Source organism: Luteibacter sp. 329MFSha, assembly GCF_900111665.1.
Lineage (GTDB): Bacteria > Pseudomonadota > Gammaproteobacteria > Xanthomonadales > Rhodanobacteraceae > Luteibacter.
Genome location: NZ_FOJE01000002.1, coordinates 347,478 through 374,459, shown reverse-complemented (window position 1 = coordinate 374,459; position 26,982 = coordinate 347,478). Strand labels below are relative to the sequence as shown.

The window sequence follows — 26,982 nt, the reverse complement described above, 5'->3', positions numbered from 1 at the left end:
AAAAAAACGGAGGTTCCCGCCGTGGACTCGAGGCTGAAACTCACCTGGCGCGTCATCCGGACCACCGCGAAGGGGTTCAGCGACGACGAGCTGATGACGCGCGCGGCCGCGCTCGCCTTCTATTCCGCGCTTTCGTTCGCGCCGCTCCTCGTGCTGCTGCTCTGGATCGTGGCGTCGCTGCGGCCCGAATGGCAGGCCCAGCTCATCGACAGCCTGAACGGGCTGGTCGGCCCACGGGCGTCGGACGCGGTGCGGCTGGTCATCGAGAACGCCAAGCAGCGGCCGAGCGTGGGCAGCATGGCCGGTGTCATCGGTCTCGGCGTGACGCTCGTCGGCGCGTCGGCGGTGTTCGCCCAGCTACAGGGCGCGCTGAACCGGGTCTGGAGCCTGCAGCCGCGCCCCGGATCGACCAAAGGGGCCATCCTCGGCTGGCTGCGGGCGCGCATGCATGCGCTCGGGCTGCTCCTCTCGCTGGCGTTCCTGCTGGTCATCTCGTTCTCGGCCAGCGCGCTCATCGCCGTCTTCGTCCGGGGCGGCACCACGGGGTGGCAGGTCCTCGAGATCCTGATTTCCCTCGCCGTCTTCGTCCTGATCTTCGGCGCCATCTACAAGGTGCTGCCCGACGCGATCATCGAATGGCGCGACGCCATGATCGGCGCCACGCTCACCGCCCTTCTGTTCGCCGTCGGCAAGTTCGCCATCGCCATCTATCTCGACCGCAGCAACGTGGGCGGCCCGTACGGACCGGCCGGCGGCGTCGTGGTGCTCCTCGTGTGGGTCTACTACTCCGCGTTGATCCTGTTGCTGGGCGCCGAGTTGACCGAGGCCGTCGCGGAGGCCCGTGGCACGCCGATTAAACCGCGGCCATACGCGATGTCGACCCGGCCCGTTCCGGAGGCGCGGATTGACCCGTCCATCACGAGCCCGGCGGTATCCCTGAAGGCCACCGAGAAGGAGGATCCGACATGAAGACCACGCTTATCGCCGCCGCCGCGATCGCCCTTGCGGGCACCGCCGCCATCGCCACCTCGCCCGTCGAGGCCCAGGCCCGCCGTAGCCAGCACCAGGTGTGCCGCGACGTGCAGACCAAGGAAATCCAGTCGAAGGACAACAACCGCCTGATCGGTACCGGCGTGGGCGCTGTCGCCGGCGGCCTGCTGGGCAACCAGGTGGGTGGCGGCAAGGGCAAGACGCTGGCCACCGTGGCCGGTGCCGTCGGTGGTGGCTACGCCGGCAACCAGATCCAGAAGAACCACCAGGACAAGAACGCGCGGTACGAGACCCACCGCGAGTGCCACTGGGTGAACGACTGACCGTGTAATTTCCACGGACCGACGCCGGTCTGGTAGGGGACGGAGCCCTCGCGGCTCCCTCCCTGTCCGGAGGCACCATGCGCAACGATCCCGATCGCCGTCGTTTTCTGGGCGTCCTGGCCGTGACGGCCGCGGCGTCCGTTTCGCTACCCTTTTTCCTGCGTGCCGGCCGGCCGGCCATCGCCGCCGATGCCCCGGCTCCCCGGGGCGGCAATGTGACCCTCGATTGCTTCGGCCGGGACAAGAAGCCGCTGGGTACGTGCGTCGAAGCGCGCGTCGTCATGACCGACGAGCAGTGGAAGGAGAAACTTTCCACCCGCGCGTATTACGTCACGCGCCACGAAGGCACCGAGCCGCCCTATTCCGGCGAGGGCTGGGATCGCCACGATAACGGCATCTACCGCTGCATCGGTTGCGACACGGCGCTGTTCGATTCCGCGACCAAGTTCGACTCCGGCACGGGCTGGCCGAGTTTCTGGCAGCCGATCTCGAAGAAGAACATCGTGCAGACGACCGACCGCAGCCTCAGCGAGGAACGCATCGCGGTCAGCTGCGCGCGCTGCGACGCGCATCTGGGACACGTCTTCGACGACGGCCCCGATCCGACGGGCCTGCGCTATTGCATGAACGCGGTGGCGATGCACTTCGTGGCTGTCGCCTGACCACACCCACGTAGGAGCGCGCCCTGCGCGCGACAGCTTTTTGCCAAGCGCGGCAGGCCCTGACGCTCCTCGCGAAAGACTGTCGCGCGCAGGGCGCGCTCCTACGAAGCGGAAGGGCCCGGCGTAAAAAGAAAACCCCGCCATGAGCGGGGTTTTCTTTCCTCAACCGCCCGGAGGCGTCATCGGCGTGAGCTCGAATTCCTTCGGCGGCGTGCCGCCGGCGAGGTAGCGCACGAAGTAGTCCCAGCGACGGCGCGTCATGTACTGCGTCGCGGCGGCGTAGCCGTGGCGGGCGTTCGGGATCATCACGAGGTCGAAGTCCTTGTTCGCCTTGATCAGCGCGTCGACCACGAGCAGCGTTTCGTACGGCGGGACGTTGTCGTCCGAGGTGCCGTGGGCCAGCATCAGGTGCCCCTTCAGGCCCGACGCCCACTTCTGGTTCGCCTGATCGTCGTAGTTGGACTTGCCGTCCTTGTCCATCACGAGCAGGCCCTGCCACTTCTCGGCCCAGTCGTCCTCGTAGTTGCGGTTGTCGTGGTTGCCCGACTCCGAGATGCCGACCTTGAACGTATCGGCGTAACGGAACATCGCGGTGGCCGTGGCATTGCCGCCACCGGAATGACCCCAGATGCCGACGCGGTTACCGTCGAGCCACGAGTACTTCTTCACCAGCTGCTTCACGGCCGCGACCTGGTCGGGCAGCGTGTTGTCGCCGATGTTCTGGAAGTACGCGTCGTGGAACGCCTTCGAACGCAGCGGCGTGCCCATGCCATCGACCGCGACCACGACGAAGCCGAGCTCGGCCAGCGCCTGGTTGTCGCCGTGCGACGGGATGAAGCTGCGCGTGCGCACGGAGCCGACCTGCGGACCGGGGTAGATGTAGACGACGAGCGGGTACTTCTTCGACGCGTCGAAGTTCGTCGGCTTGAACATCTGGCCGTAGAGATCGGTCTTGCCGTCGCGCGCCTTCACGGTGAACGCGGTCGGCGGCACCCAGCCCTTCGCCTTCAGGCGCGAGATGTCGGCACGCGCGATCTCCTTGACCGTCGTGCCGTCGTTCGCGCGACGCACGACGGCGACCGGCGGCGTATCGATGGTGGAGTACGAATCGAAGAAGTACGTGCCGTCCTTCGACATGGACACGGTGTGATCGGCGTTCTCCGGCGTCAGCAGCGTGAGGCCCTTGCCGTCGAAACCGACCTTGTAGAACTGCTGGTAATACGGATCGACGCCCTTCTCGCGACCGACGCCGCGGAACCAGATCGTCTTCGTCTTCGGATCGATGCGCAGCACCTGGGTGACGTTCCAGTCGCCCTGCGTGATGGCGTGCTCGAGCTTGCCCGTCTTCAGGCTGTACATGTACAGGTGGCCCCAGTTGCTCCGTTCGGAGAACCAGATCACCTGGTCGGTCTCGGGCACGTACTGCCAGTTGGCCATGTCGTTGCCGCCTTCGAAGTAGGTCCTGGCCTTTTCTTCGAACACGGTGCGCACGTCGCCGGTTTCGGGATTCGCCACGCGGAACCACTCGTGCGTATGGTCGCGCGCGGTGGAGACGAAGGCGATGCTCCTGCCGTCGGCGGACCAGCGCACGTCGTCCCACACGCCCGGGCTGCACGAGATGTCGTCGCAGATCGTCGAGCGGTGCTGGTCGGCGGGCATCTTGAAGCGGACGAGCTTCTTCGTCGGCACGTCGATCACGACGCGCTCGATCATGGTCACGTCCTTGTCGCCCGGCAGCGGGTACTTCCACGTGTCGACCTTGGGATGGCCGACATTGACGCTGACGAGGGTCATCTCGCCCGTCTTGCGCTGGTCCTGCTGGAACGTGGCGATCTTCTTCGAATCCGGCGACCAGACGAGGATCGCCTCGTCGGTGTGCTTCCAGCCGGCGTTGTCGGTGGCGTAGCCGTAATCCTTGACGCCGTCCGTGGTGAGCTGCGTTTCGGCGCCCGACGCCACATCGCGCACCCAGAGGTTCCAGTCGCGGATGAACGCCTCGGACTTGCCGTCGGGCGACTTCAGGCCCGGCTCGTCGCCGTACGGCTTGCCGTTCGCGTCCTTCTTCACCGCGGCGAGCTCGCACTTGCCGATCGCCTTGTCGCAGACGTACTGCTTGCCGCGCGAGGTGATGTCGATGCCGTCGTCCGGGCGCACCACGAACGAGGTCACCGGCAGCTTCGACGCGTCGACCTTCTTGCCGGTCGCGGCGGACAGCGCGGCCGCGACCTTGTCGCGATCGAACGCGCGCGTCGCCTGGCCCGTCGCCGCGTCGACGGTGAGGAACTGGTCGCCGTCCTTGTCGTGGTCGCGATACCAGAAGTGGCCGTCGTCGATCCAGGTCACGCGCTGGACCGAGTGGTCCACGAGGGGCGCGGTGTTGTTGGAAAGGAACGAGTCCGCCCGGCGGTAGTCGTCGGTGGTGACGGTCTGCGCCGAGGCGCCTGCCCCGATCAGGGCGAGAAGGACGGCGCCGGTCAGCGCCGTGTTGCGTTTGGTCGACATCTAGAGTCCCCGGTGACGGCAGGGCGGCGCGGAAGGCGCCGCAAACCGGACGAGGCTAGCCCCCACCGGACGACGGGGCCTATGCCAGAGGTCACGGTTGCCCGCCGATCACCCCCGCTGGGGTCCGGTACGGAACCGCCGGCCCTGCCGCTCGACCATATTCAGGGCCAGGGCATCGGGGACCACCTTGAAGAGGGCCTTGATGAACCGGTTGACCCGGCCGTTCACGAGCACCGCCTTTCCCGCCTCCACGGCCTCCATGCCCTGGCGCGCCACGGTAGCCGCATCCATCCACATGAACTTCGGCATCTTCGAGACCAGCTCGCGCGATCCGGTGACGTCGTGGAACTCGGAATACGTGAATCCGGGGCAGACCGCGGTCGTGTGGACGCCGGCGGCCTTGCCTTCCAGCGCCAGCGACTGTGAGAAACGGATCAGATAAGCCTTCGATGCGGCGTACAGCGTGTGCCCGGCGGAGCCGGGAACGTGGCCGGCCAGCGAGGCCACGTTGACGATGCGCCCATATCCGCGCGCCTTCATGCCGGGAAGCAGCCGCCAGGCGAGCTCGGCCGGCGCGGTCATGAGCACCTGGATGAACGCCGCATGCGTGGCCCACGGCTGCTCCTCGAAATAACCCGGCACGCCATAGCCCGCGTTGTTCACGAGGATGTCGATCGCGAGATTCTGCGCGTCGAGCGCGGCGACCAGCGCCTCGGGGCCGTCGGGACGGGCGAGGTCGAGCGGTGCGACGATCACGTCGATCTGGTGACGGTCGCGCAATTCGCGCGCCAGCGCCTCGAGCCGGTCGGCGCGGCGCGCGGTGAGGACGAGATCGTGACCGCGACGCGCGAGTTCGCGCGCGAAGGCTTCGCCGATGCCGGCCGATGCGCCGGTGACCAGCGCGCGACGATGAGCTGTCATGGACATCCCCGTGGTGGAAGCGTGAGCGACAAGTATGCGCCGCATCGTCCTGAATGAACGGTTGCCGCGTGTGTGCGTGGCTGCCACGCGTCTTTCACGGATCGCTGCACCCCGCAACGGCGAAGCTGGAGGTCCTACGAACGACTTCATCGAAGTCACCAAGGAGCCCAAGACGATGAGCAGCAGCACCGAACACGACATCAAGGTCCTGAACAACCTTATCGAGACCACGATCGACAGCGCCGAGGGCTACGGCGAGGCGGCGAAGGACGCCGAGAACACCCGCTATGCCGCCACCTTCCAGTCGCGCGCCGCGGAGCGTCGTCAGGTGACGCAGAAGCTGCAGCAGCAGGTTCGCGCGCTGGGCGGCAACCCGGAAGACGACGGCACCGTGCTCGCCAAGGCGCACCGCATGTTCGTCGAGCTCCGCGCGAAGATGAGCTCGAAGGACGACACCGCGATCGTCGACGAAGTCGAGCGTGGCGAGGACCACATCAAGGCGAAGTACGAAGACGCGCTGAAGGACACCGACGTGACCGCCGGCACGCGTTCGCTGATCAACGAGGCCTATGTCTCGGTGAAGTCGGGCCACGATCAGATGCGCGATCTCAAGCACGCGCTGCATGGCACGAACTGATCGCGGCTGATCCAGCGGAACGAAAACGGGGCCACATGGCCCCGTTTTTCTTGCGTGACGCATGGGCCCGATGGCAGGGCCCGAGCGTGGTCATTTCACCGACTGGTTCGCCGCCTGTTCGATCAGCGCGGCGACTTCCTTAGGGTGCGACTGGTAAACGGAGTGGCTCGCCCCCTGCACCTCGATCGTGTGGCTGTTCGCGCGCTTCGCGTACATCCGCTCGAGATCGGGATTGATGATGCGATCGGCCGTGGCCACCGCGTACCAGCTCGGCTTGGTCTTCCAGGCGGGCTGTCCGGCCGGCGCCGCGAATACCGAAGCCGCGGTGAGGGCCTGCGCGTTCGCCTCGAACCGTGCCTGTTGCGGCGAGAGATCGGCGGCGAAGTCCGCCGGGTACTTCGCCGGGTCGAGGTACAGGAATCCGTCCGCCGTCTTCCGGATGTCCGGCGTCTTGCTGGTTTCGCTGGGGTAGCGCTTGCCGTTCGACACTTCGGTTTCGCCCTGGTCCAGCGCGTGCGCCGCGATGTAGACGAGGCCGACCACTTTCGGGTCGTTGCCGACGTCGGTGATGATGGCGCCGCCGTAGCTATGGCCGACGAGGATCACGGGTCCCTCCTGCATGTCCACGATGCGCTTCACCGCGGTCACGTCGTCCGCGAAGGAGGTGAGCGGGTGTTCCGCCACGGAGACGTGGTAGCCATCTTTCACCAGGATGTCGTAAACCGGCTTCCACCCGCTACCGTTGACCCAGGCGCCGTGCACCAGCACGATGTCCTTCACGGGCGTCGCGGCCATGGCGGGGGCGACGAAGGCGGCGGTGGCGGTGGCGAGGGCCAGGGCCATGGAAGCGATCAGGGATTTGCTTTTCATCGGAGCGTTCCGCTGGGTGGGGATGAGGTAGGAACAGCCTACGCCCGCGTGGTGGCCCGATTTATGAAGTTATCAGCGCGCATTTATCGGGGATCGCGATGAGGCCGTTACCGACCGACTTGCTTCGCAGTTTCGTCGTGGTGGCCCGCACGGGCAGCTTCACCGTGGCGTCCGAGCATCTTTGCCTGTCCCAGTCCACGGTGAGCCAGCACGTGCGCAGGCTCGAAGACCTCGTCGGCCTGCCCCTCTTCGACCGCGACACGCGGAACGTGCGGCTTTCGCAGCAGGGCGACACCTTGCACCGTTATGCCCTGCGCATACTCGACCTCATGGACGAGGCCATGACGAGCGTTTGTGGGCCACCTCTCAGCGGAACCGTCCGCGTCGGGCTGCCCGAAGATTTCGCGTCGTCGCGACTGGCCGCCGCGCTTGCCAGCTTCGTGCAGCGCAATCCGGAGGTCGAGCTCGTCATCACTACGGGGCTCAGCGGCGAGCTGTTCCGCGGACTGAGCGAAGGCCGCCACGACCTCGTGTTCGCCAAGCGCCTGAGCGGAAGCCGGCGCGGCTACGTCGTCCGCACCGAGCCGCTTCACTGGTGCGGCAGCGCGACGGCGCCGCGCCCCGTCGGCGAAGCGATGATTCCGCTGGCCGTGCATCCCCAGCCAAGCATTTCGCGAGAGCGCATCTTCGAAGCGCTGAACGCCGCCGGGCGCCCCTACCGCATCGCCGTCGTGAGCAGCAGCGTGCTGGTAGTCCATGCCGCGGTCATGGCCGGCCTCGGCATCAGCGCCTTCACCGGCTACGCGATGCCCGAAGGTCTCGCGCGCGTCGAAGAAGACCTTCCAGACCTCGGCGTCATGGAATACGTCATCGACCGCCAGGCGTCGCTGTCCGATGCCGCCGAGGCTCTCGAGCGCGTGCTGGTGGATGCGGCCCGGGGATTCTAGTAACGCGATGGTTGGAGCGGACCTGGCCGCGACGCCTTTGGGGCCGGGCGGAACAGGTCCTGTGGCCTTGTCGCGAAGAGCCGTCGCGGCCGGGTCCGCTCCTACAGGCGGCTGTTGTCCTGTTGTGGGAGCGGACCTGGCCGCGACGCCTTTGGAGCCGGGCGGGACAGGACCTGTGGCTTTGTCGCGAAGAGCCATCGCGGCCGGGTTCGCTCCCACAGGCGGCTGTCGTGCTGTTGTGGGAGCGGACTTGCCGCGACGCCTTTGGAGCCGGGCGGGACAGGTCCTGTGGCTTTGTCGCGAAGAGCCATCGCGGCCGGGTCCGCTCCAACAGGCGGGTTTGCGGGAACGAAAAAGCCCGCGACTGGCGCGGGCTTTCGATTCTGCGAGGTTTCCGGCTGCTCAGAACGGAATATCGTCGTCGTCGAAGCCTTCGTTGGCCGGCGGTGCCGAGCGCTGCGGCGCGCTGCCGCCGCGCGGCTGGCCGTAGTCGTCGCCGCCGCGCTGCTGGCCGCCACCGAAGTTGCCGCCGCGCTGACCGCCACCGCCGCCGCCCCAGTTGCCACCGCCCTGGCCGCCACCACCGCCGTAGCCGCCGCCACCCTGGCCGCCGCGCGCCTGCTGGGAACGCTGGCCACCCTGACCGCCGCCGAAGCCGCCGCCTTCGCCGCCACCGGCCTGGCCGCCGAGCATCTGCATCTCGTTGGCGATGATGTCGGTGGAATAGCGCTCGACGCCGTCCTTGTCGGTGTACTTGTCGGTGCGCAGCGAGCCTTCGATGTAGACCTGGCGGCCCTTCTTCAGGTACTCACCGGCGATCTCGGCGAGCTTGCCGAAGAGCTTCACGCGGTGCCATTCCGTGCGCTCCTGCTTCTCGCCGCTCTGCTTGTCGGTCCAGGCTTCGGACGTGGCGATGCGCAAGGACGTGATCGCCGTACCGCTCCCGGTGTAACGGGTTTCGGGATCCGCGCCGAGATTGCCGACGATGATGACCTTGTTGATGCCGCGTGCCATGGATTGCCCTCGTGTACGTGTCGTCTGGCGCAGGCCAGACCTGACCCGGTAGTTTGGTCGAACGTCGGCCGCTAATCAAACGCGCCGCGCCCTCGCGGGCGCGTCATTCCCAGCGGATGTGAACCTGCGCCATCGCCCCCGCCGGACCCGGCTTCACGGTGGCGACGCGGACGTATCGGGCCTGGAACGCCAGGATCGGCTGACCCGAGGGCCAGTGGAAACGGGCTTCGGTGACGCCGTCCGGCGGCAGCGGCTGGCCACTCGCCGTCTGCAGCTCGATGGCCACGCCTCCGGCGCCGCCGGTGGTGGCGATATAGCGTCGGTCCGGCCCGTACGGCGGGGCGACCACGGTGACGGACGCCCGGGTCACGCCGACGCAATCGGTGCCGGAGAAGGACGCGCCACGCCAGGCGGAATGACCGGCCGTCAGTTCGGCCGCCGTCACCGTGCCGAGATCGATCTTCACGCGGCTGGCCGAGAGCCCGCAGGCGGGCACGATCGCACCCCTCACGAGAAAATCGACCGTGTCGTCGGCGCATGCCGCGCTAGTGGCAGCCATGAGGCAAAGGGTGGCCACGGCGCGCCGGCCGGTGATTCGGGAACGCATGCTGCGGATCATTCACATACTCCTGTGTGTTGAGTGTCGCCGGAGGCGATGGGATGGGAGCCGACGATGCGGACATCGCAGCGGCCGTCCGGGTCACCCGGCCACCGCGCGGTCCAGCGGTCGTCGGGGTCGTTCGAGCGAAGAAACACCTGGCCGCCCTGCCCGGCGACACCGACCGAGCGGCCGGCCTGGTCGACGATCTCGGCACCGAAAGGCAATGGGCTGCCGTCCGGGCGGCGGACGACGATGAGACGCGTCCTCGCGACCTGCGTCGCGAATGGCAGCGAGACGACCGCGCCGGCGGTGGGCGCCACGCGCCGGTGGGTGGCTTCGATGCCGAGGTCGAGCGACGTGCCCGTCGGATCGAGATCCACCGCGTTCCAGCGGAAGGGAGTCAGATAGGGGACGACCGCATACCCGCGCCGGTCCACGGTGACATCGCTGTATCCGCCCAGCCGGGCCCCGCGGGCGCCAGCGGCATGCACCAGTCCGATCGATTCGCCGAGGCGCTGGGCGAACGTCACGCCACCGGCGTGCAGGATCATTCCGCCCGATGCCGCGAGAGCCGTCGAATTCGCGAGCCGGGACCGCTCGACCGACACGGATACCTCGCCGCCACCGAGGCGACGGGAGACGGAGGCGTCGAGCGTCGCCCCGCTATCGCGCCGCGTCGTCGCGGCGAGCGAATACAGCGTCGCGTCGTCCCGGCCTGAACTGCCGTGGAGCCCGACGCGCAGGGCACCGCCCTGGCGCGCCGCTTGCGCCGCGACATGCACCAGTGGCGCCGACGCGACACCCAGGGGCATGGAGAACCCGATCTGGCCGGAAACATCGCGATGGACACCCAGCGTGTCGCGTACGCGCGAACGCCTGAAGGAAACGTCGATCGCCGCCCGCCCCCAGCTGCGCATCCAGGCGACGTTCTGCTCGACGGCCGACTCGGCGTGACCGTACACGCGACGGCCAAGGGCGATGCTCAGCGAGCCACCGCCGTTACCCAGCTCATGCTGCAGGAGCGCATCGTAGCGACGCGCGATACCCCGACCCACGGCGCCTCGCTCAGCCGTTCCCGTGCCGCGCTCCCAACTGAGCGACAGCGACGCCACGCTGCGTTCGCTCCAGCGCCGCCCATGACGCAGTCGCCAGCTCGCGCCGCGCGACCCGTCACCCGCCGACCGTGTCGCCTCCGTGGCGAAGGCTCCCGCCAGCGTGTCGACGGCCGCACCGGCCAGCAGCGATGTCCGCGCGCCGGCCTGACGCCATCCCAGCGACGAGGTGACACCGTGGGGCAGTCCGTGACGCCACGTCGCCTGCGCCAGCCGGGATACCCGCCCGCGTGTCGCCACCGGCCGTCCCGCGACGACACTGAACAGGTTTCGGCCTTCGCTCACGAGTTCGGGCACGGGAAAGTAAGGAATACGGAACCGCCGGTGGTGACCGTCGCGTTCTTCGATGTCGACGTCGAGATCACCCGCGCGCGCCGCGGCGTGCAGCTCGTCGATGAGGAAGGGCCCCGGCGGGACGGCCATCTCGTGCAGGAGAACGCCGTTCTGCGTCACCCGGACGGTCGCGTGCGTCGCCGCCACGCCACTCACACGCGGGGCGTGCCAGCCGGCGCCGTCGTTCGACATGCGGGGATCGCTCGACAGCGACGCGCCACGGACCGCCACAGGAGGGAACAGGTCGTCCGCCGGCGCGATGTCGCCGACCCGCATCTGTGACGCCATCGACGACAGCTGCCGCTCCGCGTACGCCTGGCCTCGGCTGTAGCGGCCCGCCGCCCAGGACCCGGCCTGACGCAGCCGCCAGGAGCCATGGTTGAAGCCCGCATCGACGGCGAGAAACGACGACGAGGTGCTGCGCCACGGCGTCGCCGTACGGCGCGCGCCGGCGCGCCACGCGAGCAGACCCGCGGTGATGCCTGGGTCCCATTGCGCGACTGGCGCGGCGCCTCGCTGCCTTCGCGCCAGTGCCGCCTGGGGAACTTCGATGTCGAGACGCTGCTGGCCGATGTCGAAACGGACGGAAGCCGACGGTATGCGGGTACCGAGCGCGACGCAGGGATCGGCCGCCGCGACCTGGAGCGCGGAGGGATCGACGCCGTAATCCGTGAGCTGGGCATCGGCGATGCAGGGCGTGGCCTCGGCACCCGCCGACGGAGCGGCGAAACGGACGGTTCCGTGCGACTGCCATTCGTCGTTCAGCCAGACATCGACGTCGTAATCGCCTGGAAGCACGGGGTTCCCGCGCGAGAAGCGCGCAAGGTCGACGGTCGCCGCGCCGGCTGGCAGGAAGGCGGGGTCGAATTCCACGAAGCGGGCATCCTGCGCGTGCACGGGCCGCATGTTCGTCACGACCCACGCCACGGCGAACAGGAGTGGCCGAGCGACGTGACGAAGCGAGGCGACACGGTCGCCTGCGAAGCGAAGGACAGCCATGACTGCGTTCCGCGCGTCATGGCGACATCGTCGCCGACCCGGCGACGGTGCCACCGAAGTCGCTGATCGTCACGAACCCCACGTCGCCCGATGGCACGCCGCGATGAGCCGCAGGCACCGCGAAACGCGTCTGGCCTCCCGGGGCGACCATGCCACCACCAAGGGATATCGCAGCGGATCCCGGACCCGTGCCGGGAAGGCTCACCGAATTGAACGAGACATGGTAGGGAGACGGGTTATCCACGCGGACATGCGTGCCGCCAGCGTCGCGCTCGACGGTCCAGCGCAACATCGACACGGCCTTTTCAGGTGGCGTCGGCAGATCGACCGGTCGGTGAAAGAGCTTGATGCGGTGGCGGAAGGCCAGCTGGAGCACGTTCTTGCCAGCGGACTCCTCGGCCTTGGGCGGGATTTCCAGGACATTGAGCCAGTAGAGGGATTCCCGCTCGCGCGGCAACGCGTCACCCACGTGCACGATGCGCAACGTATGTCCCTGGCCGGGATCGATACGGAACACCGGCGGCGTGATCGCGAACGGTGCTTTCGCGGTCGCTGGCGTGGAGGCTTCATCGCCGTCGTCGATCCAGACCTGCACGAGGGCAGGATCGTTGCCCTTGTTCTGGATCTTCAGCGAGACATCCCGCGACGCGGCGGGAAAGACGACCCGTGTGCCGCCGATAACGATGGCGGCGCGGGAAGGGGTTGCCATGAAGATGGCGAGGGCGGCGAGCGCCAGCGTTCGAAACATGACGGATTCCTTGTCGTGACGCATTCCGGGGACCGGCCGAACGTGTCGGCCGGTCCGTTACGTGCCGTTACTCGTAAACCACCTGGAAGCCGACCCGCGAGGCGGCCTTGCCTTCCTTCGCGTCGCCCAGGCTGTAGTACCGGGCGATCAGCGGGATGGACGCGACATGCCCGGAGATCTTCACTCCCTGGGAGTCCTCGGTATACATGTTGATCGGCGTGCCGTCGGCGTTGGCGATCTCGATCTGCACGTTGCTCGCCGTGTCCGTCCCGGCGTCGACGTTCAGACGCCCCGTGGTGCGGTCGAGCAACGGGCTCGACGGGTCGAAACGAACCTTGGCGACGGCGCCGTCGGTGCAGTCGTCGTTGCCGCCGATCTGGATCTGGAAGCCGCGGTCGCCGGCGGTGGCGCCCGGCTTCGTGAGCGAGCCGACGCTGATGCCGGCGAGCCGCACGTCCTTGGTGACGGCACCGCCGCCAGGCGGCTTGCCTTCGACCGTGCAGGTGGTGGCGACGATGTTGCCCGTGATTTCGATGGTGCCGTCGTTCGCCGCGGCGGCGATCGACGGCGTGAATGCGGCACCGATCGTCAGTGCGAGCAGGCTCGCGGAGGCGAGTGTCTTGCGCATGCGGGATGTCCTTGTCGTTGGGGAAAGGGATACCCAGCCGCGGCGACGAGGCGACGGTGGGCACGACGCAGTCTGCGCACGCGGACACCGCACTTCGATACGTAAATTCTGAAAAAAAGCGATGCCTTGACGCGAGGCGCGGGCGACCTCCCAGGAGACGACCGGAACGCACCGATACGGCCTGTGGGTGAAGTGCCCTCTGCGATCCGCTCAGGCGGCCGGAGCCACCCCGTCGACCGCGACGACGCGTCGCGCACCCCAGGCGGCGAGCGGAAGCCAGGCGAGGCTCAGCATCGCGGCCATGGCGAATACCCCGTGAGGCCCATAACGGCCGAGCGCGATCCCGCCGATGGCGCCGCCGACGAACGCGCCGAAGAACTGGCTCGTCGAATAGGCGCCCATGGCGGCGCCGCGCAGCGCCGGAGGCGCCAGCCGCGACACCAGCGTCGGCAGCGCGGCCTCGAGCAGATTGAACGCGGCGAAAAACGCGGTCGCCGCGACGCCGAGAACGAGCGCGCTCGCCCCTGCGACGGCCATGCCCGCGAGTGACGTGCCGATGACGGCGACGCACGCGACCACCATCCTGGCGGCGCGCGTCTCGTCGCGCATCCTGGGCAACAGCGCGCCCATCGCCAGCGCGGCGATCGTCATCACCGGCAGGTAAAGCAGCCAGTGGCGTGCGACGGGCAGGTGCAACGCGTCCACGAGCAGGATCGGCAGGCCGACGAAACTCGCCGTCAGCAGTGCGTGCAGGAAGAACACCGAGCCGTTGAGTACCGCGAGGCGGCTATCGGCCAGCATGCGGAGCACCTTGCCGAACCGCGCGCCATGGCTCGCTCCGAGCCTGGGCGGCGTGGGCACGAGCAGCCACAGCATCCCGATGGCGACGAGGGAGAGCAGCGAGGTCAGGCCGAACAGCCCCGGCAGGCCGGCCACCGCTTCGAGCGGCGGGCCGAGGATCAGCGCGAGCAGGAACGACATGCCGATGGATACGCCCACGATGCCCATGACCTTCCCGCGGTTCTCGTCCGCGGTCAGGTCCGCGGCCAGGGCGGTCCCGGCACCCGCGACGGCCCCCATGCCCTGCAGGGCGCGGCCGAGGACGATACCGCTCAACGTGTGCGAGAGCGCCGCGACCAGTCCGCCCGCGGCGAACACCACCAGACCGAGCGTGATGGCGGGCTTCCGGCCGATGCGATCGGACAGCATGCCGAGGGGTATCTGCAGGCACATCTGGCCGATGCCGTAGACGCCCAGAGCCAGGCCGATGAGGAAGGGCGTGGCGTCCGGCATCGCCCGGGCGTACACCGAAAACACCGGAAGCACCAGGAAAAGACCGAAAAGGCGCAGGCTGATGACTCCGGCCAGCGTCAGGGCGGCGCGCCGCTCGAGGGGACTGAGTTTGCTCACCGGCAGGTTCCGGGCACGACGCGGGAGGTGGACATCGCGGGGGATTATACGGACGGCAAGGACGTCCACGCCGAAACCACCGGGGCTCACCCTATAATGCGGGCTGATTTGCCGCACACGAACCCGGATCCATGTCCTCCATCGCCGATCGTTCCACCTCCCTCGATTTCGCCGGCGTCCGCGCCCTGGCGGCGGATGACATGAAAGACGTCGACGCCCTCATCCGGCATCGGCTGTCGTCGGATGTGGTGCTGATCAACCGCATCGCCGACCACATCATCGCCGGCGGCGGAAAGCGCCTGCGCCCGATGCTGCATGTGCTCGCCGCGCGCGCCGCCGGGTACGAGGGCGCCGAGCACGCGAAGCTCGCCGCGATCGTGGAGTTCATCCACACGTCCACGCTGCTGCACGACGACGTGGTGGACGAATCGGACATGCGGCGCGGCCGCAAGACCGCCAATGCGCTCTGGGGCAACGCCGCCAGCGTGCTCGTGGGCGACTTCCTCTACTCGCGCTCCTTCCAGCTGATGGTCGAACTGGACGACATGCGCATCATGCGGATCCTCGCCGATACGACGAACACGATCGCCGAGGGCGAGGTGCTGCAGCTGCTCAACATCGGCAACGCCGATGTCGACGAAGCCGCCTACCTCGCCGTCATCGAACGCAAGACCGCCGTGCTGTTCGCCGCGGCGACGGAACTGGGCGGCGTGCTCGGCGGGCTTCCCGTCGAACAGGTCGCCGCGCTGCGCCGCTATGGCATGGAACTCGGCTACGCGTTCCAGATCGCCGACGACCTGCTCGATTACGTGTCGGACGCCGAGACGCTCGGCAAGAACATCGGCGACGACCTCGCCGAGGGCAAGCCCACGCTGCCCCTCATCTACGCGATGCAGTCGGCCGACGACGAACAGCTGAAGTCGCTGCGCCACGCGATCGAGCACGGTGGCCTCGATTCACTCGACCGCATCGTCGCCGCCATCCGCGATTCGGGCGCGCTCGATCGCACGCACGCGAAGGCGGTCGCGCACGCGGCGGCGGCCCGGGAAGCGCTGACCGCATTGCCGCCCTCGCCGCACCGCGACGCGCTCGCCGCCCTGGCCGATTATTCCGTCGAACGGCGGTTCTGAGGCGCTCGGCGGCGATTACTTCTTCGCCGCGAACGCCTCGGCGAGCCATGCGTGCATGGCCGCGTAGGCACGCTTCGCCACCCTGGCGTCGTAGCGGCAGTTGCCCTGCGCCGCGGTCGCTTCCTTCTCGGTGAAGCAGTGCACCGCGCCGCCGAAATCTTCCGACGCCCAGTCCACCTTGCCACCGCGCATCTCCGCCTCGAACGCGGCGCGCTGCTCCGGCGGCACGTTTTCGTCGTCCGCGCCGTTGAGCGCCAGCACGCTGGCGTGGATGTTCGACGCGAGCTTCGGATCGTCGGTGGACAGCAGGCCGTGGAAGCTGACCACCGCGGCCAGCTTCGCGCCGGCGCGCGCCAGGTCGAGCACCGCCGAGCCGCCAAAGCAGAAGCCGATCGCGCCGAGCTTCGCGGTGTCGATCGGCGCGCCCTTCGCCTGCGACTGCAATTCGGCGAACGCGCGCGACACGCGCAGCCGCATGATCTTTCGATCGGCGTACAACGGTTTCACCGCCGCGCCCGCCGCGTCGGTGTTCGCAGGGCGAACGTCGCCGCCATACATGTCGGTCAGGAGGATCACGTAATCCTTGCCCGCGATCTCCTTGGCCTTCGCCACGGCCATGTCGTTCACGCCGAACCAGTTGGGCACCATCAGCAGGCCGGGACGCTTCGCGGTGACCGCGTCGTCGTATACGAGAAAGCTCTTGAACGTCACGCCCTGGTCGGTCCACTGGACCGGCTTAGCGACCATCGCCGCCGAGGCGGTACCCGCATACGCGGACACGAGGAACGAGAGGACAAGCAACGAACGGCGCATCGGCGTGACTCCCCAGGAAGGTGGGAAGAGCATAGGCGACCGGGCGCGCCGGCGGAATGGCCGGCGCTAGAGACCCGCCGCGTGGCGCGCGAGCCGACGCTTGAGCGGACCGAAGGCGTCGAGCAGGCGCACGCCGGCGCCGCGCGCGGCGACGAGCGGCGCCGCGCGCCATCCGTACACCCTCGCCAGTGCATCGAACGACCAGGCGTCGAGACCGTCGGCGCTGCGCCGGCGACGCGCGTAACGACGAAGCACATGGGTGGCCGCGAAGTCCCGCCCCGACGCGCGCGCGTCGACCAGCGTGGCCCGCAGTTCGGCGACGTCGCGCAGGCCCAGGTTGACGCCCTGCCCCGCCAGCGGATGCACGGCGTGCGCGGCGTCGCCCAGCAGCACCAGGCGCCCCACTTCGTAGCGGTCGGCGAGCTTCAGGCGAAGCGGGAACGCCGCGCGCCGGCTGACCGAAAGGATCGGGCCGAGCCGAAAATCGGAGGCCACGCCGAGCGCGTCGCGGAACGCGTCGTCGTCGAGCGCGAGCATGCGCTTCGCCTCCGCATCCGGCAGGGACCAGACGATCGAGCTGCGACCGTCGTCGAGCGGCAGGAACGCGAGCGGCCCCGAGGGAAGGAAGCGCTGCCACGCGGTGCGCTCGTGCGGACGCGCCGTCGAAACATGGGCCACGACCGCCCGCTGCGCGTAGTCCCGACCGTGCGTGCCGATGCCGACCATCTCGCGCAGCGGCGACGCCGCGCCATCGGCCGCGACGACGAGCCGCGCCGAGACGACCTGGCCGTCGGCCAGATCGAGTTGCGCGCGGTCCTCGCGCATTGCATAGGCGACGACTTCGCCGGGCACGATGCGGCGTACCCCGGCGTCGTCGAGGGCATGCCAGAGCGTCGCCTGCACGAGGCCGTTCTCGACGATGTAGCCGAGCACGTCGCGGCCTTCGTCCGCGGCGTCGAAGCGGATCGTCGCGCCGTTTTCGGCGTCCCACACCACCATCCGGTCGTAGGCCGACGCACGTGCGGTACGAATGGCGTTCCAGACACCAAGTTCGTCGAGCAGGACGATCGACGACGGCGCGAGGCCGACGACGCGCAGGTCGACCTCGTCGGCCGCCGCCCAGGACGCCGGCTCGCGGGCGTCGACGAGCGCGACGGAGAATCCCGCGCGGGCGAGCGCGAGCGCGGCCGCCGCGCCCACCATGCCACCACCGACCACCGCCACGTCGAGGACGCCGCTGCCGCGGCGACGCGACGTCGGACCGCCGAAACCGTCGGTCATGGCGTTTTCTCCCGCACGGCCAGGGGCGCGTTCTCGCGGAAACCCATGCCGCGCCGGCTCAGGGCGTGGCGCAGCGGCGGCACGCGGTCGAGCGCCAGCATGGCCAGCGAGCGCAGCGGTCCGAGGAAGGGCTGCTCGAGGCAAGCGAGGCGGATCAGGCCGTGGCTCATCGCCATCGTGCCGTCGCGATCCGGGGCGCGCCGGCGGGCATATTCCGCGAGCATGGCCGCGGAGCCCGGATCCGCGGTTTCCGCCACGAGCTCCGCGAGCGTCAGGGCGTCGCGCAGCCCGAGGTTGAAGCCCTGCGCGCCGATCGGATGAACGGTCTGCGCCGCGTTGCCGACCAGCACGGCCCGCGTCGCCACCAGCGAGTCGGCGGCGACACGGCGGATCGGATAAGGCACCCGCTTGCCCGGCCGGGTCAGGCGGCCGAGGCGCCAGCCGAAACGCGCCTGCGCGAACGCGAGGAAGGCTTCGTCGTCCATCGCCGCGACCTCGTCGACACGGTCCGCCGCCACCGTCAGGACGACGCCGACGCGACGCTCGGCGAGCGGGAGGACCGCGACCGGTCCGTCGTCCGTAAACCGCTCGAACGCCCGGCCACGCGGGTCGCGCTCGGGAACCATGGTGCTGACGAACAGCGCCTGCTCGTAATCGTGCTCGCGCGTGCCGATGCCGAGCTGCGCCCGAATGCCCGACGACGTCCCGTCCGCGCCGACGAGCAACGGCGTGGTCACCCGCCGCCGCTCGCCCTCGACGAGGATGTCCACGTGCCAGCCGCCCTCGCCGCGTTCGATGGTTTCGACGCGCGCGGGGGCCAGGCGCGTGAGGTGCCGGCAGCGGTCGAGCCGCCGGAGGAGCGCCGCCCCAAGCTCCCGGGCGGGCAAGGTCCAGCCGAGGGCATCCACCTGTTCCGTCGTGGCGTCCATCCGCACGCTGCCGAAGTCGCCGGCGCGGCTCGTATGGATGTGCACGATCGGCGTGGCCCTGTCCCTCGCGTGATCCCACACGCCGATGGCGTCCAGCCCGTTGACCGTCGCCCGGGCGAGGGCGAGGTTGCGCTCGTCGTAACTGGGCTGGTCGCCGACGCGTGGGGCCGCGGCCTCGACGAGGATGGCGGGCACGCCGGCGGCGTCGAGCGCGATGGCGAGGCTGGCACCGACGAGGCCGCCGCCAACGATCAGGATCGGGTGGGTCTGGGTCATGCGCCGATGATACCCGCAGCGGGTGAAGGCGCCGGCTGCGGTCCCCTGCCGCAGTGGAGGTGCAGGCCCTAGAATGGCGCGATGGGTAACCGACTTTCGAAGATCTACACGCGCACGGGCGACGACGGCAGCACCGGCCTCGGCGACGGCTCCCGCACCGGCAAGGACTCCCTGCGGGTCGGCGCCTATGGCACCGTCGACGAACTGAACAGCTGCATCGGCATGGTCATGGCCGCCGATGGCGTCGACGAGGACATCCGCGAAGCGCTGGCGCAGATCCAGCACGAGCTGTTCGACCTGGGCGGCGAGCTGTGCATTCCGGGGATGGCGATGGTCGAGGCCCGGGACATCGATCGCCTGGAGGCCGTGCTCGATGGCTTCAACGCCGATCTTCCGGCCCTGAAGGACTTCATCCTCCCGGGCGGCGGCATGGCGGCCGCCACCTGCCACCTGGCGCGGACGATCTGCCGCCGCGCCGAGCGCGAGGTGGTCGCGCTCGCGCGGGTCGAAACGGTCCGTCCGGAGGCGCAGCGCTACCTCAACCGCCTCTCGGACCTGCTCTTCGTGATGGCGCGCGTGCTCGCGCGCCGCAGCGGGCACGGCGAGGTCCTCTGGCAGCACGAGCGGCGTCCGCGCGGATAACGCCAAGCCTGGCCCCGCCCCGGCCGGTGTAAGCTCCCCGTGCCGGTGCGGCGATCGACGTCGCGCCCTCCTGGGGAAGATGCTCATGGGCGACGTGCCATCGTGCGGTGGGGTTGGCGATTCTGCTAAGTTGGCGGCCTTTCGAACGGACAAGACCGAGCCTGTGACGTCACGCATCAGCATCCTGCCTAAACGCCGCCTGCTGGCGACCGCCGTCGCCCTCATCGTCACGGGAGGCGCCTGCGAGGTCTCCGCGCAGGCCGCGCCGACGCAGGGGGAATCCCGCGCCAACGCCCCCGTGGCCGCCGAAACCTGCCCCCTGGGCTCGTTCGTCTGCCCGCCGCGACCGGTGAGCTACGCGCTCTGCCGCCCGAACGCGATGCTCGACTTCTACGATCCGTCGATCACGAAGGACACCTCGCTGCGCGAGACGTCCATCACCGACATCACGTCCAACATCAACGCCACCACCGGCGTGAAGGTGGAAACGCCGGAACCGAACCTCTATCACCTGACCAGCGGCGTGCGCCTCGTGCGCGCCGACCAGGTGATGCAGGCCGAGGACGCCACGTACAACGCCGATTCCACGGCGTACGACGCCAAGGGCAACGTGCGCTACCAGGAAGCCGGCATGCTGCTGCGCGCCGACCGGATCACGGGTACGACCACCCCGAACCAGGGCGACGCCTATAACGTCCAGTACCAGCTGCTGCAGTCGCGCGGCAACGGCGTGGCCGACCATGCCAAGGTGCTCGATCCGCAGCACGGCCGCTTCACGGACGCGACGTACTCCACGTGCGACGTCGGCAGCCGCCAGTGGGAATTTCGCGCGAAGAAGATGAACCTGAACAAGGAGACGGGCGTCGGCGAAGCGCGCAGCGCGACCATGCGCTACCGCGGCGTGCCGTTCATGTACCTGCCGTACTTCACTTTCCCGCTGGACGACCGCCGCAAGAGCGGCTTCCTGTATCCCACGTTCGGCTCGTCGACCCGCTCCGGCACGTTCCTCAACCTGCCTTACTACCTGAACCTCGCGCCGAACTACGACGCGACGATCACCCCGGGTTACTACTCCGATCGCGGCCCCATGCTCGGTGGTGAGTTCCGCTACCTGCTGCCACGTTCGAACGGTACGGTCGACTTCCAGTACATGGCGCACGACAAGGGTCCGGACGACGACGAGAGCGGCACGAGCGACCGCGACGGTTCGACCAGGCGCTGGCTGCTGCAGCTGACCAACTCGACCACGATCGCGAAGGGCTGGAACTTCTCGGCGAACATCAACCGGGTGTCCGACAACCAGTATTTCCGCGACTTCAGCAACGATCTCTACAGCTCCGCGATCGGCCTGCTCTCGTCGAGCGCGTACGTGAGCACGGGCGGCAAGTACTGGAGCGCGGCCATCGGTGCCGACGACTACCAGAACGTCGACGCCGGCCTGAACAACTACGTGGAGCCCTACCGTCGCTGGCCGCGCGCCACGTTCAACCTCGAGGCACCGGTCAACAGCTGGCTCGACGCGGGCATCGATTCCGAAGCCGTGGCGTTCCGCAAGACCGATCGCGCGCCGTTCGACCGCCTCAACGGACGCGGACAGGTCGACGGCAATCGCATCGACCTCGCCCCTTACCTCGCCGCCGACTTCTCGGGAGCATCCTGGTTCGTCCGGCCGCGCGTGGAATACCGCTACACGGGTTACCGCCTCGATTCGGACTACCGGACGTTCAATTACACGAAGCAGAGCCCCTCGCGCTCCGTGCCGATCACCAGCGTCGACGCCGGGCTGATCTTCGACCGCCAGACCAGCCTGTTCGGCAACAGCTACACCCAGACCCTCGAGCCGCGCCTGTACTACCTGTACGTGCCGTACCGGAACCAGGACGACCTGCCGGCGTTCGACACCAACGTCATGTCGTTCGACTTCTGGCAGCTGTTCTCGACGAACCGCTTCTCGGGCGCCGACCGCCAGCAGGACGCGAACAACCTGACCGCGGCGCTGACCACCCGCCTGCTCGACGACAGCGGCGTGGAACGGCTGTCGGCCAGCATCGGCCAGATCAAGTACTTCAGCGATCAGCGCGTCCAGATGTTCGGCACGCCGCAGACCGATTTCGAGCGCTCCGACTACGTGGCCCAGCTGGGCGTCCAGTTCAACGACAAGTGGCGTCTGAACAGTTCGTACCAGTGGAACCCGAACAAGGTGCAGAGCCCACTGCCCAACGAGCGCAACCAGCCGTTCTACCAGGGCCGCGACACCGACCTGGCCACGGTCCAGGTCCAGCGCCGGATCAAGGGCGACGGCATCCTCAACTTCTCGTACCGGTACCGCCGGAACGTGATGGAACAATTCGACACGTCGGTGGTCTATCCCGTCTCGGAACGCTGGAGGGCACTCGCGCGCTGGGTCTTCGCCCGTCGCGACGTCCTGCCCAACCAGTTCGGCAATGGCACCTTCACGTACTCCCATCGCACGCTGGAGGCCGCCGCCGGCATCGAGTACAACAGCTGCTGCGTGGCCATCCGCGTCCTGGGGCGGCATTACGTGCACGATTACCTCCGCGCCACGGACAACGCCATCATGTTCGAGGTCGAATTCAAGGGTGTCGGCTCGCTCAACCCCCAGTCGGGCCAGTACCTGCGGCGTGCTATCCTTGGCTATCAATAAGTGGGGCAGGCGCCCCGGGCTCCCTATTCGATGAAGCAGATCCTCGCGTACTCCCTGCTCGCCGCCTCCATCCTGGTGGCCGTGCCTTCCGCCCACGCCCAGCTGATGCCGTCGGCCCAGCCGTCGGGCGGCGGGACGGGCTCGGGCAACGGCTCGATCGACCGCATCGTCGCGGTCGTGGAAGAGGACGTCATCCTGCAGAGCGAGCTCGACGAAGCCGTCAACGCCATCAAGCGTCAGTACGCATCGAACAAGGGCCAGCTTCCGCCTGAGAACGTGCTGGACCGTCAGGTGCTCGACCGCCTGATCCTCATGAAGCTCCAGGTACAGCGCGCGAACGATCAGAACATCCACGTCTCCGACCAGGAAATCGACCAGGCGGCGGGCAACGTGGCCCAGCAGAACAAGATGAGCCTCGATCAGCTGCGCGCGGCGGTCGAGCAGGACGGCTACAGCTACGCGGCGTTCCGCCAGCAGCTGTCCGATCAGATCATCGCCCAGCGCCTGCATGAAAGCGTGGTCCGCGACCAGGTCACGGTGACCGACGCCGAAGTGAACAACCTGCTCGCCAGCCCGACGTACAAGGCCGGCGAAGCGCATCTCGCCCACATCCAGGTCGGCACGCCGGACGGCGCCAGCGCCCAGGACATCGCGCAGGCGCAGGCCAAGGCCGAGGAGGCCCTCAAGGCGGTCAAGGGCGGCATGGATTTCAACGCCGCGGCCATCCGTTACTCCGACGCGCCCGACGCGCTGGACGGCGGCGATCTGGGCTGGCGCCGCCTCGACGAAGTGCCGCCGGCGTTCGCCGACGCGGTCGCGTCGCTTAAGGCCGGCGAGACCACCTCGATCCTCCGCGGCCCCACGGGCTTCCAGATCCTGAAGCTCGTGGAGACCCGCGAGCCGGGTCGCCAGGTCGTCACCGAGTACCACGCCCGTCAGATCCTCATCAAGCCGTCCGAAGTCGTCACCCCGGAACAGGCCGAGAAGAAGGCGCAGGACCTCTACACGCGCATCGTCGACAAGAAGGAAGACTTCGCCAAGCTCGCGAAGGACGACTCCAAGGACAACACCACGGCGAACGCCGGCGGTGACATGGGCTGGTTCCAGAAGGACGCCTGGGGCCAGGCCATCGCCACCCAGGTCGCGGGGCTGAAGGAAAACGAAGTCTCGAAGCCGTTCCAGACGGACGCCGGCTGGATCGTGCTGCAGCTCCTCGGCACCCGCCAGAGCGACGTCACGGAAGAATCGCAGCGCAATCAGGCCCGCCAGGCCATCGGCAACCGCAAGGCCGACGAAGCCTACGAGAACTACCTGCGTGAACTGCGCTCCAGCTCGTTCGTGGACATCCGCGTTCCCGAGCTGAAGGATCCGGACGACAAGCAGGCGTCGGCCACGCCGTAACCGCCCCGATGAACGCGACCACCCTGCCAAGGCTCGCCGTCACCGCCGGTGAGCCTGCCGGGGTGGGGCCCGAGCTGCTCGTCCGCCTGGCCGCCAGCGACATCGCGGCCGACCTGGTGGCGATCACCGACCGCGACCTCCTCCGGCGCGCGGCAGCCTCGTGTGGTGTCGACATCGAGATAGTCGACGACGACGGCACGCGCATTCCGCGCCGTCCCGGCGGCAGCATTCGTTTGCGTCATGTTCCGCTGGGCGCCAGCGAGCGACCGGGCCTTCCCGACCCGCGCAACGCGCGACACGTGCTCGACATGCTCGCGCTGGCCGCGGACGGTTGCCTGTCGGGCGATTTCGACGCGGTGGTCACGGGGCCCGTCCAGAAGTCCAGCATCAACGAAGGCGGCGTCGCCTTCAGCGGCCACACGGAATTCTTCGCGGAGCGCGCGGGTGCGGAGGTGGTGATGATGCTCGCGAGCCCGGAGCTCCGGGTGACGCTCGCCACGACCCATCTGCCCTTGTCGGCCGTGCCGTCCGCCGTGACGCCCGATCTGCTCGAACGCACGCTGCGGATCGTCGCCGGCTCGCTGATGTCGTTGTTCGGCATCCCGCATCCGCGCATCGCGGTGCTCGGCCTGAACCCGCACGCGGGCGAGGGCGGGCACATGGGCCGCGAGGAACTCGACACCATCATTCCGCTCATGGAACGCCTGCGCGCCGAAGGCATGGACCTGCTCGGACCAATGCCCGCCGACACCGCGTTCGTGCCGGCGATGCGCGATCGTTACGATGCCGTGCTCGCGATGTACCACGACCAGGCCCTGCCCGTGCTCAAGAGCGAGGCGTTCGACCGCACCGTCAACGTGACGCTGGGCCTGCCCTTCATCCGCACCTCGGTCGACCACGGCACGGCGCTGGATCTCGCGGGCACCGGCAAGGCGGATCCCGCCAGCCTGTTCGCGGCCACGCGCCTCGCCATCGATCTCGCACGGCACCGCACATCGTCATGAACGCACGCCCCAAGAAGAGTTTCGGCCAGCACTTCCTGCACGAGAAGCGCTACATCGAGCGCATCGTCTCGTCGATCGCACCGAAGGATGGCGACACGGTCGTCGAGATCGGCCCGGGCGAAGGCGCGATGACGATGCCGCTGCTCGCCGTCGCGAAGACCATGACAGCGATCGAACTCGACACCGACCTCATCCCCGGGCTGCAGGAACGCGCCGCCGCGATCGGCGACCTGCGCATCGTGCACTCGGACGTCCTCAAGGTCGATTTCAGCGCCCTGGCGCGCGAACTCGGCGCGGAGAAGCTGCGGATCGCCGGCAACCTGCCCTATTACATTTCGAGCCCCATCCTCTTCCACTGCGTGGAGCACGCGTCCGCCATCCAGGACATGCACTTCATGCTGCAGAAAGAGGTCGTCGACCGCATGGCCGCCGAGCCCGGCAGCAAGGTCTACGGTCGGCTGAGCGTGATGCTCCAGCTCGCCTGCAAGGTCACGCCCCTGTTCACGGTGCCGCCGGGCGCGTTCCGTCCGCCGCCGAAGGTGGATTCGGCCGTCGTCCGTCTCGTGCCCCTGCCGCCCGAGCAGCTGCCCGTGGGCGATCCCGAAAAGATCCACCGCGTCGTCAAGGCCGCCTTCGCCATGCGCCGCAAGACGCTGTCGAACACGCTCAAGGGTCTGGTCGACGAGGCCACGATCCGTGGCCTGGGCATCGATCCTCGCGCCCGTGCCGAGACCCTCGCCCCCGCGGACTTCGTGAAACTCGCGAACGCGATGTGACGCCGTTCAGGGCATACTTGCCCACCCCCTCCCCGTCCCCGACAATCGGCGCATGAACTCCAAACATCCCTACACGATCGACGTGGAGGTCGAAACCCGATTCGTTCCCGACCAATCGCAGCCGACCGACAACCGCTACGTGTTCGCCTATACGATCACGCTGCGCAATGCCGGTGAGACCGGCGCCCAGCTGCTCACGCGGCACTGGGTGATCACCGACGCCAACGGCAAGGTCGAGGAAGTGCGCGGCGATGGCGTCGTCGGCGAACAGCCGTGGATGCGACCCGGCGACACCTTCGAATACACCTCGGGGGCCGTCCTCGAGACCGCGGTCGGCACCATGGAAGGCACCTACAGCATGATCGCCGACGATGGCACGCCCTTCGACGCGCCGATTCCCGCGTTCGTGCTTTCGATCCCGCGCACGCTCCACTAGGATCGAAGCCATGGATAGCGCGCACGCCGGGAACGGCATCACGGAGCAACTCGACTGATGGCCGTCTACGCGATCGGCGACGTCCAGGGTTGCTACCCGGAACTTCAGCGCCTGCTGGAGAAGATTCGCTTCGACCCGGCGAGCGACCGGCTGTGGTTCTGTGGAGACCTGGTCAACCGTGGCGGCGAGTCGCTCGCCACGCTGCGACTGATCCACTCGTTGCGCGAGCAGGTCGTCATCACGCTCGGCAACCACGACCTCTCGCTGCTCGCGATCGGCCAGCGCCGCGAGGATGCGCAGGCGCGCGTCAACCCCGAGCTGCGCGAGGTGCTCTTCGCCGACGACGCGCCGGTCCTGCTCGAATGGCTGCGCATGCAGAAGCTGCTGCACCATGACGAGGAACTGGGCTGGACGATGGTCCACGCCGGTCTCGCACCGATGTGGACGCTCCGCCAGGCGCAGCGCGCCGCGCTCGAGGTCGAACGCGAGCTCGGCGGCCCGCGCCACCAGCGCCTGCTGAAGAACCTCTTCGGCAACCGTCCGCCGGGCTGGAACAACCGCCTTCAAGGCGTCGAGCGCCATCGCGCCACCATCAACACGCTGACGCGCATGCGCTACTGCGACGTCAATGGCCGCATCGACTTCGAGGGCAAGGGCGTGCCGGGCACGCAGAAGCCCGGCATGTATCCGTGGTTCGAAGTCCCCGGCATGCGTCGACGCGAAACGAAGATCGTCTGCGGCCACTGGTCGGCACTCGGTCGCTTCGCGGGCCTCGGGGTGCACGCCATCGACACCGGCTGCGTCTGGGGCGGCCAACTCACGGCCATGCGCCTGGATGCCGAGGAGCCGCAATACATCACGGTGCAGGCGGAGTCGTTCCGCCAGAAGCCCAAGGGCGGCGGCGACTGAGCCAAAAAAAACCCGCCTTTCGG

The 26,982-nt window shown here is 68.4% G+C and carries 25 protein-coding genes; 13 read left to right on the top strand and 12 right to left on the bottom strand.

The features are described from left to right. Positions 1-21 precede the first annotated feature (21 nt). The 3 genes from BMW54_RS12930 (at position 22) to msrB (ending at position 1,975) form a co-directional block, all read left to right on the top strand. A complete protein-coding gene (locus BMW54_RS12930) occupies positions 22-969 on the top strand; it encodes a YihY/virulence factor BrkB family protein (RefSeq protein WP_254779326.1) in 948 nt (315 codons plus the stop codon). Continuing rightward, positions 966-1,313, top strand: coding sequence for a glycine zipper 2TM domain-containing protein (locus BMW54_RS12925; protein ID WP_090056609.1), 348 nt, complete (start codon positions 966-968; stop codon positions 1,311-1,313). The genes BMW54_RS12930 and BMW54_RS12925 overlap by 4 nt, the downstream gene beginning before the upstream one ends. A 77-nt stretch (positions 1,314-1,390) precedes the next feature. Continuing rightward, a complete protein-coding gene (gene msrB / locus BMW54_RS12920) occupies positions 1,391-1,975 on the top strand; it encodes a peptide-methionine (R)-S-oxide reductase MsrB (RefSeq protein ID WP_090056607.1) in 585 nt (194 codons plus the stop codon). Between the two features lie 162 nt (positions 1,976-2,137). On the opposite strand, the gene BMW54_RS12915 is transcribed toward msrB, so the two are convergent. Together BMW54_RS12915 and BMW54_RS12910 are read right to left on the bottom strand one after the other, a co-directional pair. Beyond that, the gene (locus BMW54_RS12915) at positions 2,138-4,477 is read right to left on the bottom strand and encodes a S9 family peptidase (RefSeq protein ID WP_090056604.1); all 2,340 of its coding nucleotides are present in this window, start codon (positions 4,475-4,477) and stop codon (positions 2,138-2,140) included. Between the two features lie 108 nt (positions 4,478-4,585). Next, the gene (locus BMW54_RS12910; protein WP_090056603.1) at positions 4,586-5,398 is read right to left on the bottom strand and encodes an SDR family NAD(P)-dependent oxidoreductase; all 813 of its coding nucleotides are present in this window, start codon (positions 5,396-5,398) and stop codon (positions 4,586-4,588) included. Between the two features lie 175 nt (positions 5,399-5,573). On the opposite strand from BMW54_RS12910, the gene BMW54_RS12905 reads away from it, so the two are divergent. Further along, on the top strand, positions 5,574-6,035 hold the full coding sequence (locus BMW54_RS12905) for a PA2169 family four-helix-bundle protein (RefSeq protein ID WP_090056600.1): 462 nt from the start codon (positions 5,574-5,576) through the stop codon (positions 6,033-6,035). A 90-nt stretch (positions 6,036-6,125) separates the two neighbouring features. On the opposite strand, the gene BMW54_RS12900 is transcribed toward BMW54_RS12905, so the two are convergent. Next, positions 6,126-6,905 (bottom strand): alpha/beta hydrolase, encoded by a 780-nt coding sequence (locus tag BMW54_RS12900; RefSeq protein ID WP_090056597.1) that lies wholly within the window; start codon positions 6,903-6,905, stop codon positions 6,126-6,128. A gap of 119 nt (positions 6,906-7,024) precedes the next feature. On the opposite strand from BMW54_RS12900, the gene BMW54_RS12895 reads away from it, so the two are divergent. Next, positions 7,025-7,852: a LysR family transcriptional regulator gene (locus BMW54_RS12895; protein ID WP_254779324.1), complete on the top strand. Its 828-nt coding sequence runs from the start codon at positions 7,025-7,027 to the stop codon at positions 7,850-7,852. A gap of 402 nt (positions 7,853-8,254) precedes the next feature. Here the strand turns inward: BMW54_RS12895 and ssb are convergent, their stop codons facing one another. From ssb to BMW54_RS12865, 6 genes are all read right to left on the bottom strand, one after another. Continuing rightward, positions 8,255-8,866, bottom strand: coding sequence for a single-stranded DNA-binding protein (ssb, locus tag BMW54_RS12890; protein WP_090056592.1), 612 nt, complete (start codon positions 8,864-8,866; stop codon positions 8,255-8,257). A 103-nt stretch (positions 8,867-8,969) separates the two neighbouring features. Then, complete coding sequence (locus BMW54_RS12885) at positions 8,970-9,473, bottom strand: fimbrial protein (RefSeq protein ID WP_175472860.1); 504 nt, start codon at positions 9,471-9,473, stop codon at positions 8,970-8,972. Positions 9,474-9,481: 8 nt separating this feature from the next. Then, entirely contained in the window at positions 9,482-11,911 is a 2,430-nt protein-coding gene (locus BMW54_RS12880) for a fimbria/pilus outer membrane usher protein (protein ID WP_090056588.1), read from the bottom strand. Positions 11,912-11,927: 16 nt separating this feature from the next. Then, positions 11,928-12,659: a fimbrial biogenesis chaperone gene (locus BMW54_RS12875; protein ID WP_175472859.1), complete on the bottom strand. Its 732-nt coding sequence runs from the start codon at positions 12,657-12,659 to the stop codon at positions 11,928-11,930. A 67-nt stretch (positions 12,660-12,726) separates the two neighbouring features. Beyond that, positions 12,727-13,287, bottom strand: a complete 561-nt coding sequence (locus tag BMW54_RS12870; RefSeq protein WP_090056584.1) for a fimbrial protein — start codon at positions 13,285-13,287, stop codon at positions 12,727-12,729. A 210-nt stretch (positions 13,288-13,497) separates the two neighbouring features. Continuing rightward, positions 13,498-14,697 (bottom strand): MFS transporter, encoded by a 1,200-nt coding sequence (locus BMW54_RS12865; RefSeq protein ID WP_090056582.1) that lies wholly within the window; start codon positions 14,695-14,697, stop codon positions 13,498-13,500. A gap of 131 nt (positions 14,698-14,828) precedes the next feature. On the opposite strand from BMW54_RS12865, the gene BMW54_RS12860 reads away from it, so the two are divergent. Beyond that, the gene (locus BMW54_RS12860; protein ID WP_090056580.1) at positions 14,829-15,827 is read left to right on the top strand and encodes a polyprenyl synthetase family protein; all 999 of its coding nucleotides are present in this window, start codon (positions 14,829-14,831) and stop codon (positions 15,825-15,827) included. 15 nt (positions 15,828-15,842) lie between these two features. Here BMW54_RS12860 and BMW54_RS12855 read toward each other — a convergent pair whose 3' ends face one another. The 3 genes from BMW54_RS12855 to ubiH form a co-directional block, all read right to left on the bottom strand. Beyond that, a complete protein-coding gene (locus tag BMW54_RS12855; protein ID WP_090056578.1) occupies positions 15,843-16,640 on the bottom strand; it encodes a dienelactone hydrolase family protein in 798 nt (265 codons plus the stop codon). A 66-nt stretch (positions 16,641-16,706) separates the two neighbouring features. Next, complete coding sequence (locus BMW54_RS12850; protein ID WP_090056575.1) at positions 16,707-17,921, bottom strand: FAD-dependent oxidoreductase; 1,215 nt, start codon at positions 17,919-17,921, stop codon at positions 16,707-16,709. Beyond that, positions 17,918-19,126, bottom strand: a complete 1,209-nt coding sequence (gene ubiH / locus BMW54_RS12845) for a 2-octaprenyl-6-methoxyphenyl hydroxylase (protein WP_090056573.1) — start codon at positions 19,124-19,126, stop codon at positions 17,918-17,920. The genes BMW54_RS12850 and ubiH overlap by 4 nt, the downstream gene beginning before the upstream one ends. Positions 19,127-19,207: 81 nt before the next feature. Here ubiH and BMW54_RS12840 point away from each other — a divergent pair, with 81 nt between their 5' ends. The 7 genes from BMW54_RS12840 to BMW54_RS12810 all read left to right on the top strand — a co-directional run bounded on the left by BMW54_RS12840 (position 19,208) and on the right by BMW54_RS12810 (position 26,959). Then, a complete protein-coding gene (locus tag BMW54_RS12840; RefSeq protein WP_090056570.1) occupies positions 19,208-19,768 on the top strand; it encodes a cob(I)yrinic acid a,c-diamide adenosyltransferase in 561 nt (186 codons plus the stop codon). Between the two features lie 163 nt (positions 19,769-19,931). Beyond that, a complete protein-coding gene (lptD, locus tag BMW54_RS12835; RefSeq protein ID WP_254779322.1) occupies positions 19,932-22,433 on the top strand; it encodes an LPS-assembly protein LptD in 2,502 nt (833 codons plus the stop codon). 30 nt (positions 22,434-22,463) lie between these two features. Next, a complete protein-coding gene (locus BMW54_RS12830; protein WP_090056565.1) occupies positions 22,464-23,834 on the top strand; it encodes a peptidylprolyl isomerase in 1,371 nt (456 codons plus the stop codon). An 8-nt stretch (positions 23,835-23,842) separates the two neighbouring features. Further along, positions 23,843-24,838 carry a 4-hydroxythreonine-4-phosphate dehydrogenase PdxA gene (pdxA, locus tag BMW54_RS12825; protein ID WP_090056563.1) on the top strand — a complete coding sequence of 332 codons (996 nt, stop codon included), beginning with the start codon at positions 23,843-23,845 and terminating at the stop codon, positions 24,836-24,838. Further along, on the top strand, positions 24,835-25,614 hold the full coding sequence (rsmA, locus tag BMW54_RS12820) for a 16S rRNA (adenine(1518)-N(6)/adenine(1519)-N(6))-dimethyltransferase RsmA (protein WP_090056561.1): 780 nt from the start codon (positions 24,835-24,837) through the stop codon (positions 25,612-25,614). Before pdxA ends, rsmA begins: the two co-directional genes overlap by 4 nt. 52 nt (positions 25,615-25,666) lie before the next feature. Then, positions 25,667-26,050 (top strand): Co2+/Mg2+ efflux protein ApaG, encoded by a 384-nt coding sequence (gene apaG / locus BMW54_RS12815; RefSeq protein WP_090056559.1) that lies wholly within the window; start codon positions 25,667-25,669, stop codon positions 26,048-26,050. Between the two features lie 57 nt (positions 26,051-26,107). Next, a complete protein-coding gene (locus BMW54_RS12810) occupies positions 26,108-26,959 on the top strand; it encodes a symmetrical bis(5'-nucleosyl)-tetraphosphatase (protein ID WP_090056557.1) in 852 nt (283 codons plus the stop codon). Positions 26,960-26,982: the final 23 nt, after the last annotated feature.

Bases quoted from the DNA above. Each gene is read 5' to 3' on its own strand.
- apaG (WP_090056559.1), top strand. From the start codon at position 25,667: ATGAACTCCAAACATCCCTACACGATCGACGTGGAGGTCGAAACCCGA.
- BMW54_RS12830 (WP_090056565.1), top strand. From the start codon at position 22,464: ATGAAGCAGATCCTCGCGTACTCCCTGCTCGCCGCCTCCATCCTGGTG.
- BMW54_RS12915 (WP_090056604.1), bottom strand. From the start codon at position 4,477: ATGTCGACCAAACGCAACACGGCGCTGACCGGCGCCGTCCTTCTCGCC.
- msrB (WP_090056607.1), top strand. From the start codon at position 1,391: ATGCGCAACGATCCCGATCGCCGTCGTTTTCTGGGCGTCCTGGCCGTG.
- BMW54_RS12860 (WP_090056580.1), top strand. From the start codon at position 14,829: ATGTCCTCCATCGCCGATCGTTCCACCTCCCTCGATTTCGCCGGCGTC.
- BMW54_RS12900 (WP_090056597.1), bottom strand. From the start codon at position 6,905: ATGAAAAGCAAATCCCTGATCGCTTCCATGGCCCTGGCCCTCGCCACC.
- BMW54_RS12810 (WP_090056557.1), top strand. From the start codon at position 26,108: ATGGCCGTCTACGCGATCGGCGACGTCCAGGGTTGCTACCCGGAACTT.
- BMW54_RS12850 (WP_090056575.1), bottom strand. From the start codon at position 17,921: ATGACCGACGGTTTCGGCGGTCCGACGTCGCGTCGCCGCGGCAGCGGC.
- rsmA (WP_090056561.1), top strand. From the start codon at position 24,835: ATGAACGCACGCCCCAAGAAGAGTTTCGGCCAGCACTTCCTGCACGAG.
- BMW54_RS12840 (WP_090056570.1), top strand. From the start codon at position 19,208: ATGGGTAACCGACTTTCGAAGATCTACACGCGCACGGGCGACGACGGC.
- BMW54_RS12905 (WP_090056600.1), top strand. From the start codon at position 5,574: ATGAGCAGCAGCACCGAACACGACATCAAGGTCCTGAACAACCTTATC.
- BMW54_RS12880 (WP_090056588.1), bottom strand. From the start codon at position 11,911: ATGGCTGTCCTTCGCTTCGCAGGCGACCGTGTCGCCTCGCTTCGTCAC.
- ssb (WP_090056592.1), bottom strand. From the start codon at position 8,866: ATGGCACGCGGCATCAACAAGGTCATCATCGTCGGCAATCTCGGCGCG.
- BMW54_RS12870 (WP_090056584.1), bottom strand. From the start codon at position 13,287: ATGCGCAAGACACTCGCCTCCGCGAGCCTGCTCGCACTGACGATCGGT.
- BMW54_RS12925 (WP_090056609.1), top strand. From the start codon at position 966: ATGAAGACCACGCTTATCGCCGCCGCCGCGATCGCCCTTGCGGGCACC.
- BMW54_RS12910 (WP_090056603.1), bottom strand. From the start codon at position 5,398: ATGACAGCTCATCGTCGCGCGCTGGTCACCGGCGCATCGGCCGGCATC.
- BMW54_RS12885 (WP_175472860.1), bottom strand. From the start codon at position 9,473: ATGCGTTCCCGAATCACCGGCCGGCGCGCCGTGGCCACCCTTTGCCTC.
- pdxA (WP_090056563.1), top strand. From the start codon at position 23,843: ATGAACGCGACCACCCTGCCAAGGCTCGCCGTCACCGCCGGTGAGCCT.
- BMW54_RS12875 (WP_175472859.1), bottom strand. From the start codon at position 12,659: ATGTTTCGAACGCTGGCGCTCGCCGCCCTCGCCATCTTCATGGCAACC.
- BMW54_RS12855 (WP_090056578.1), bottom strand. From the start codon at position 16,640: ATGCGCCGTTCGTTGCTTGTCCTCTCGTTCCTCGTGTCCGCGTATGCG.
- ubiH (WP_090056573.1), bottom strand. From the start codon at position 19,126: ATGACCCAGACCCACCCGATCCTGATCGTTGGCGGCGGCCTCGTCGGT.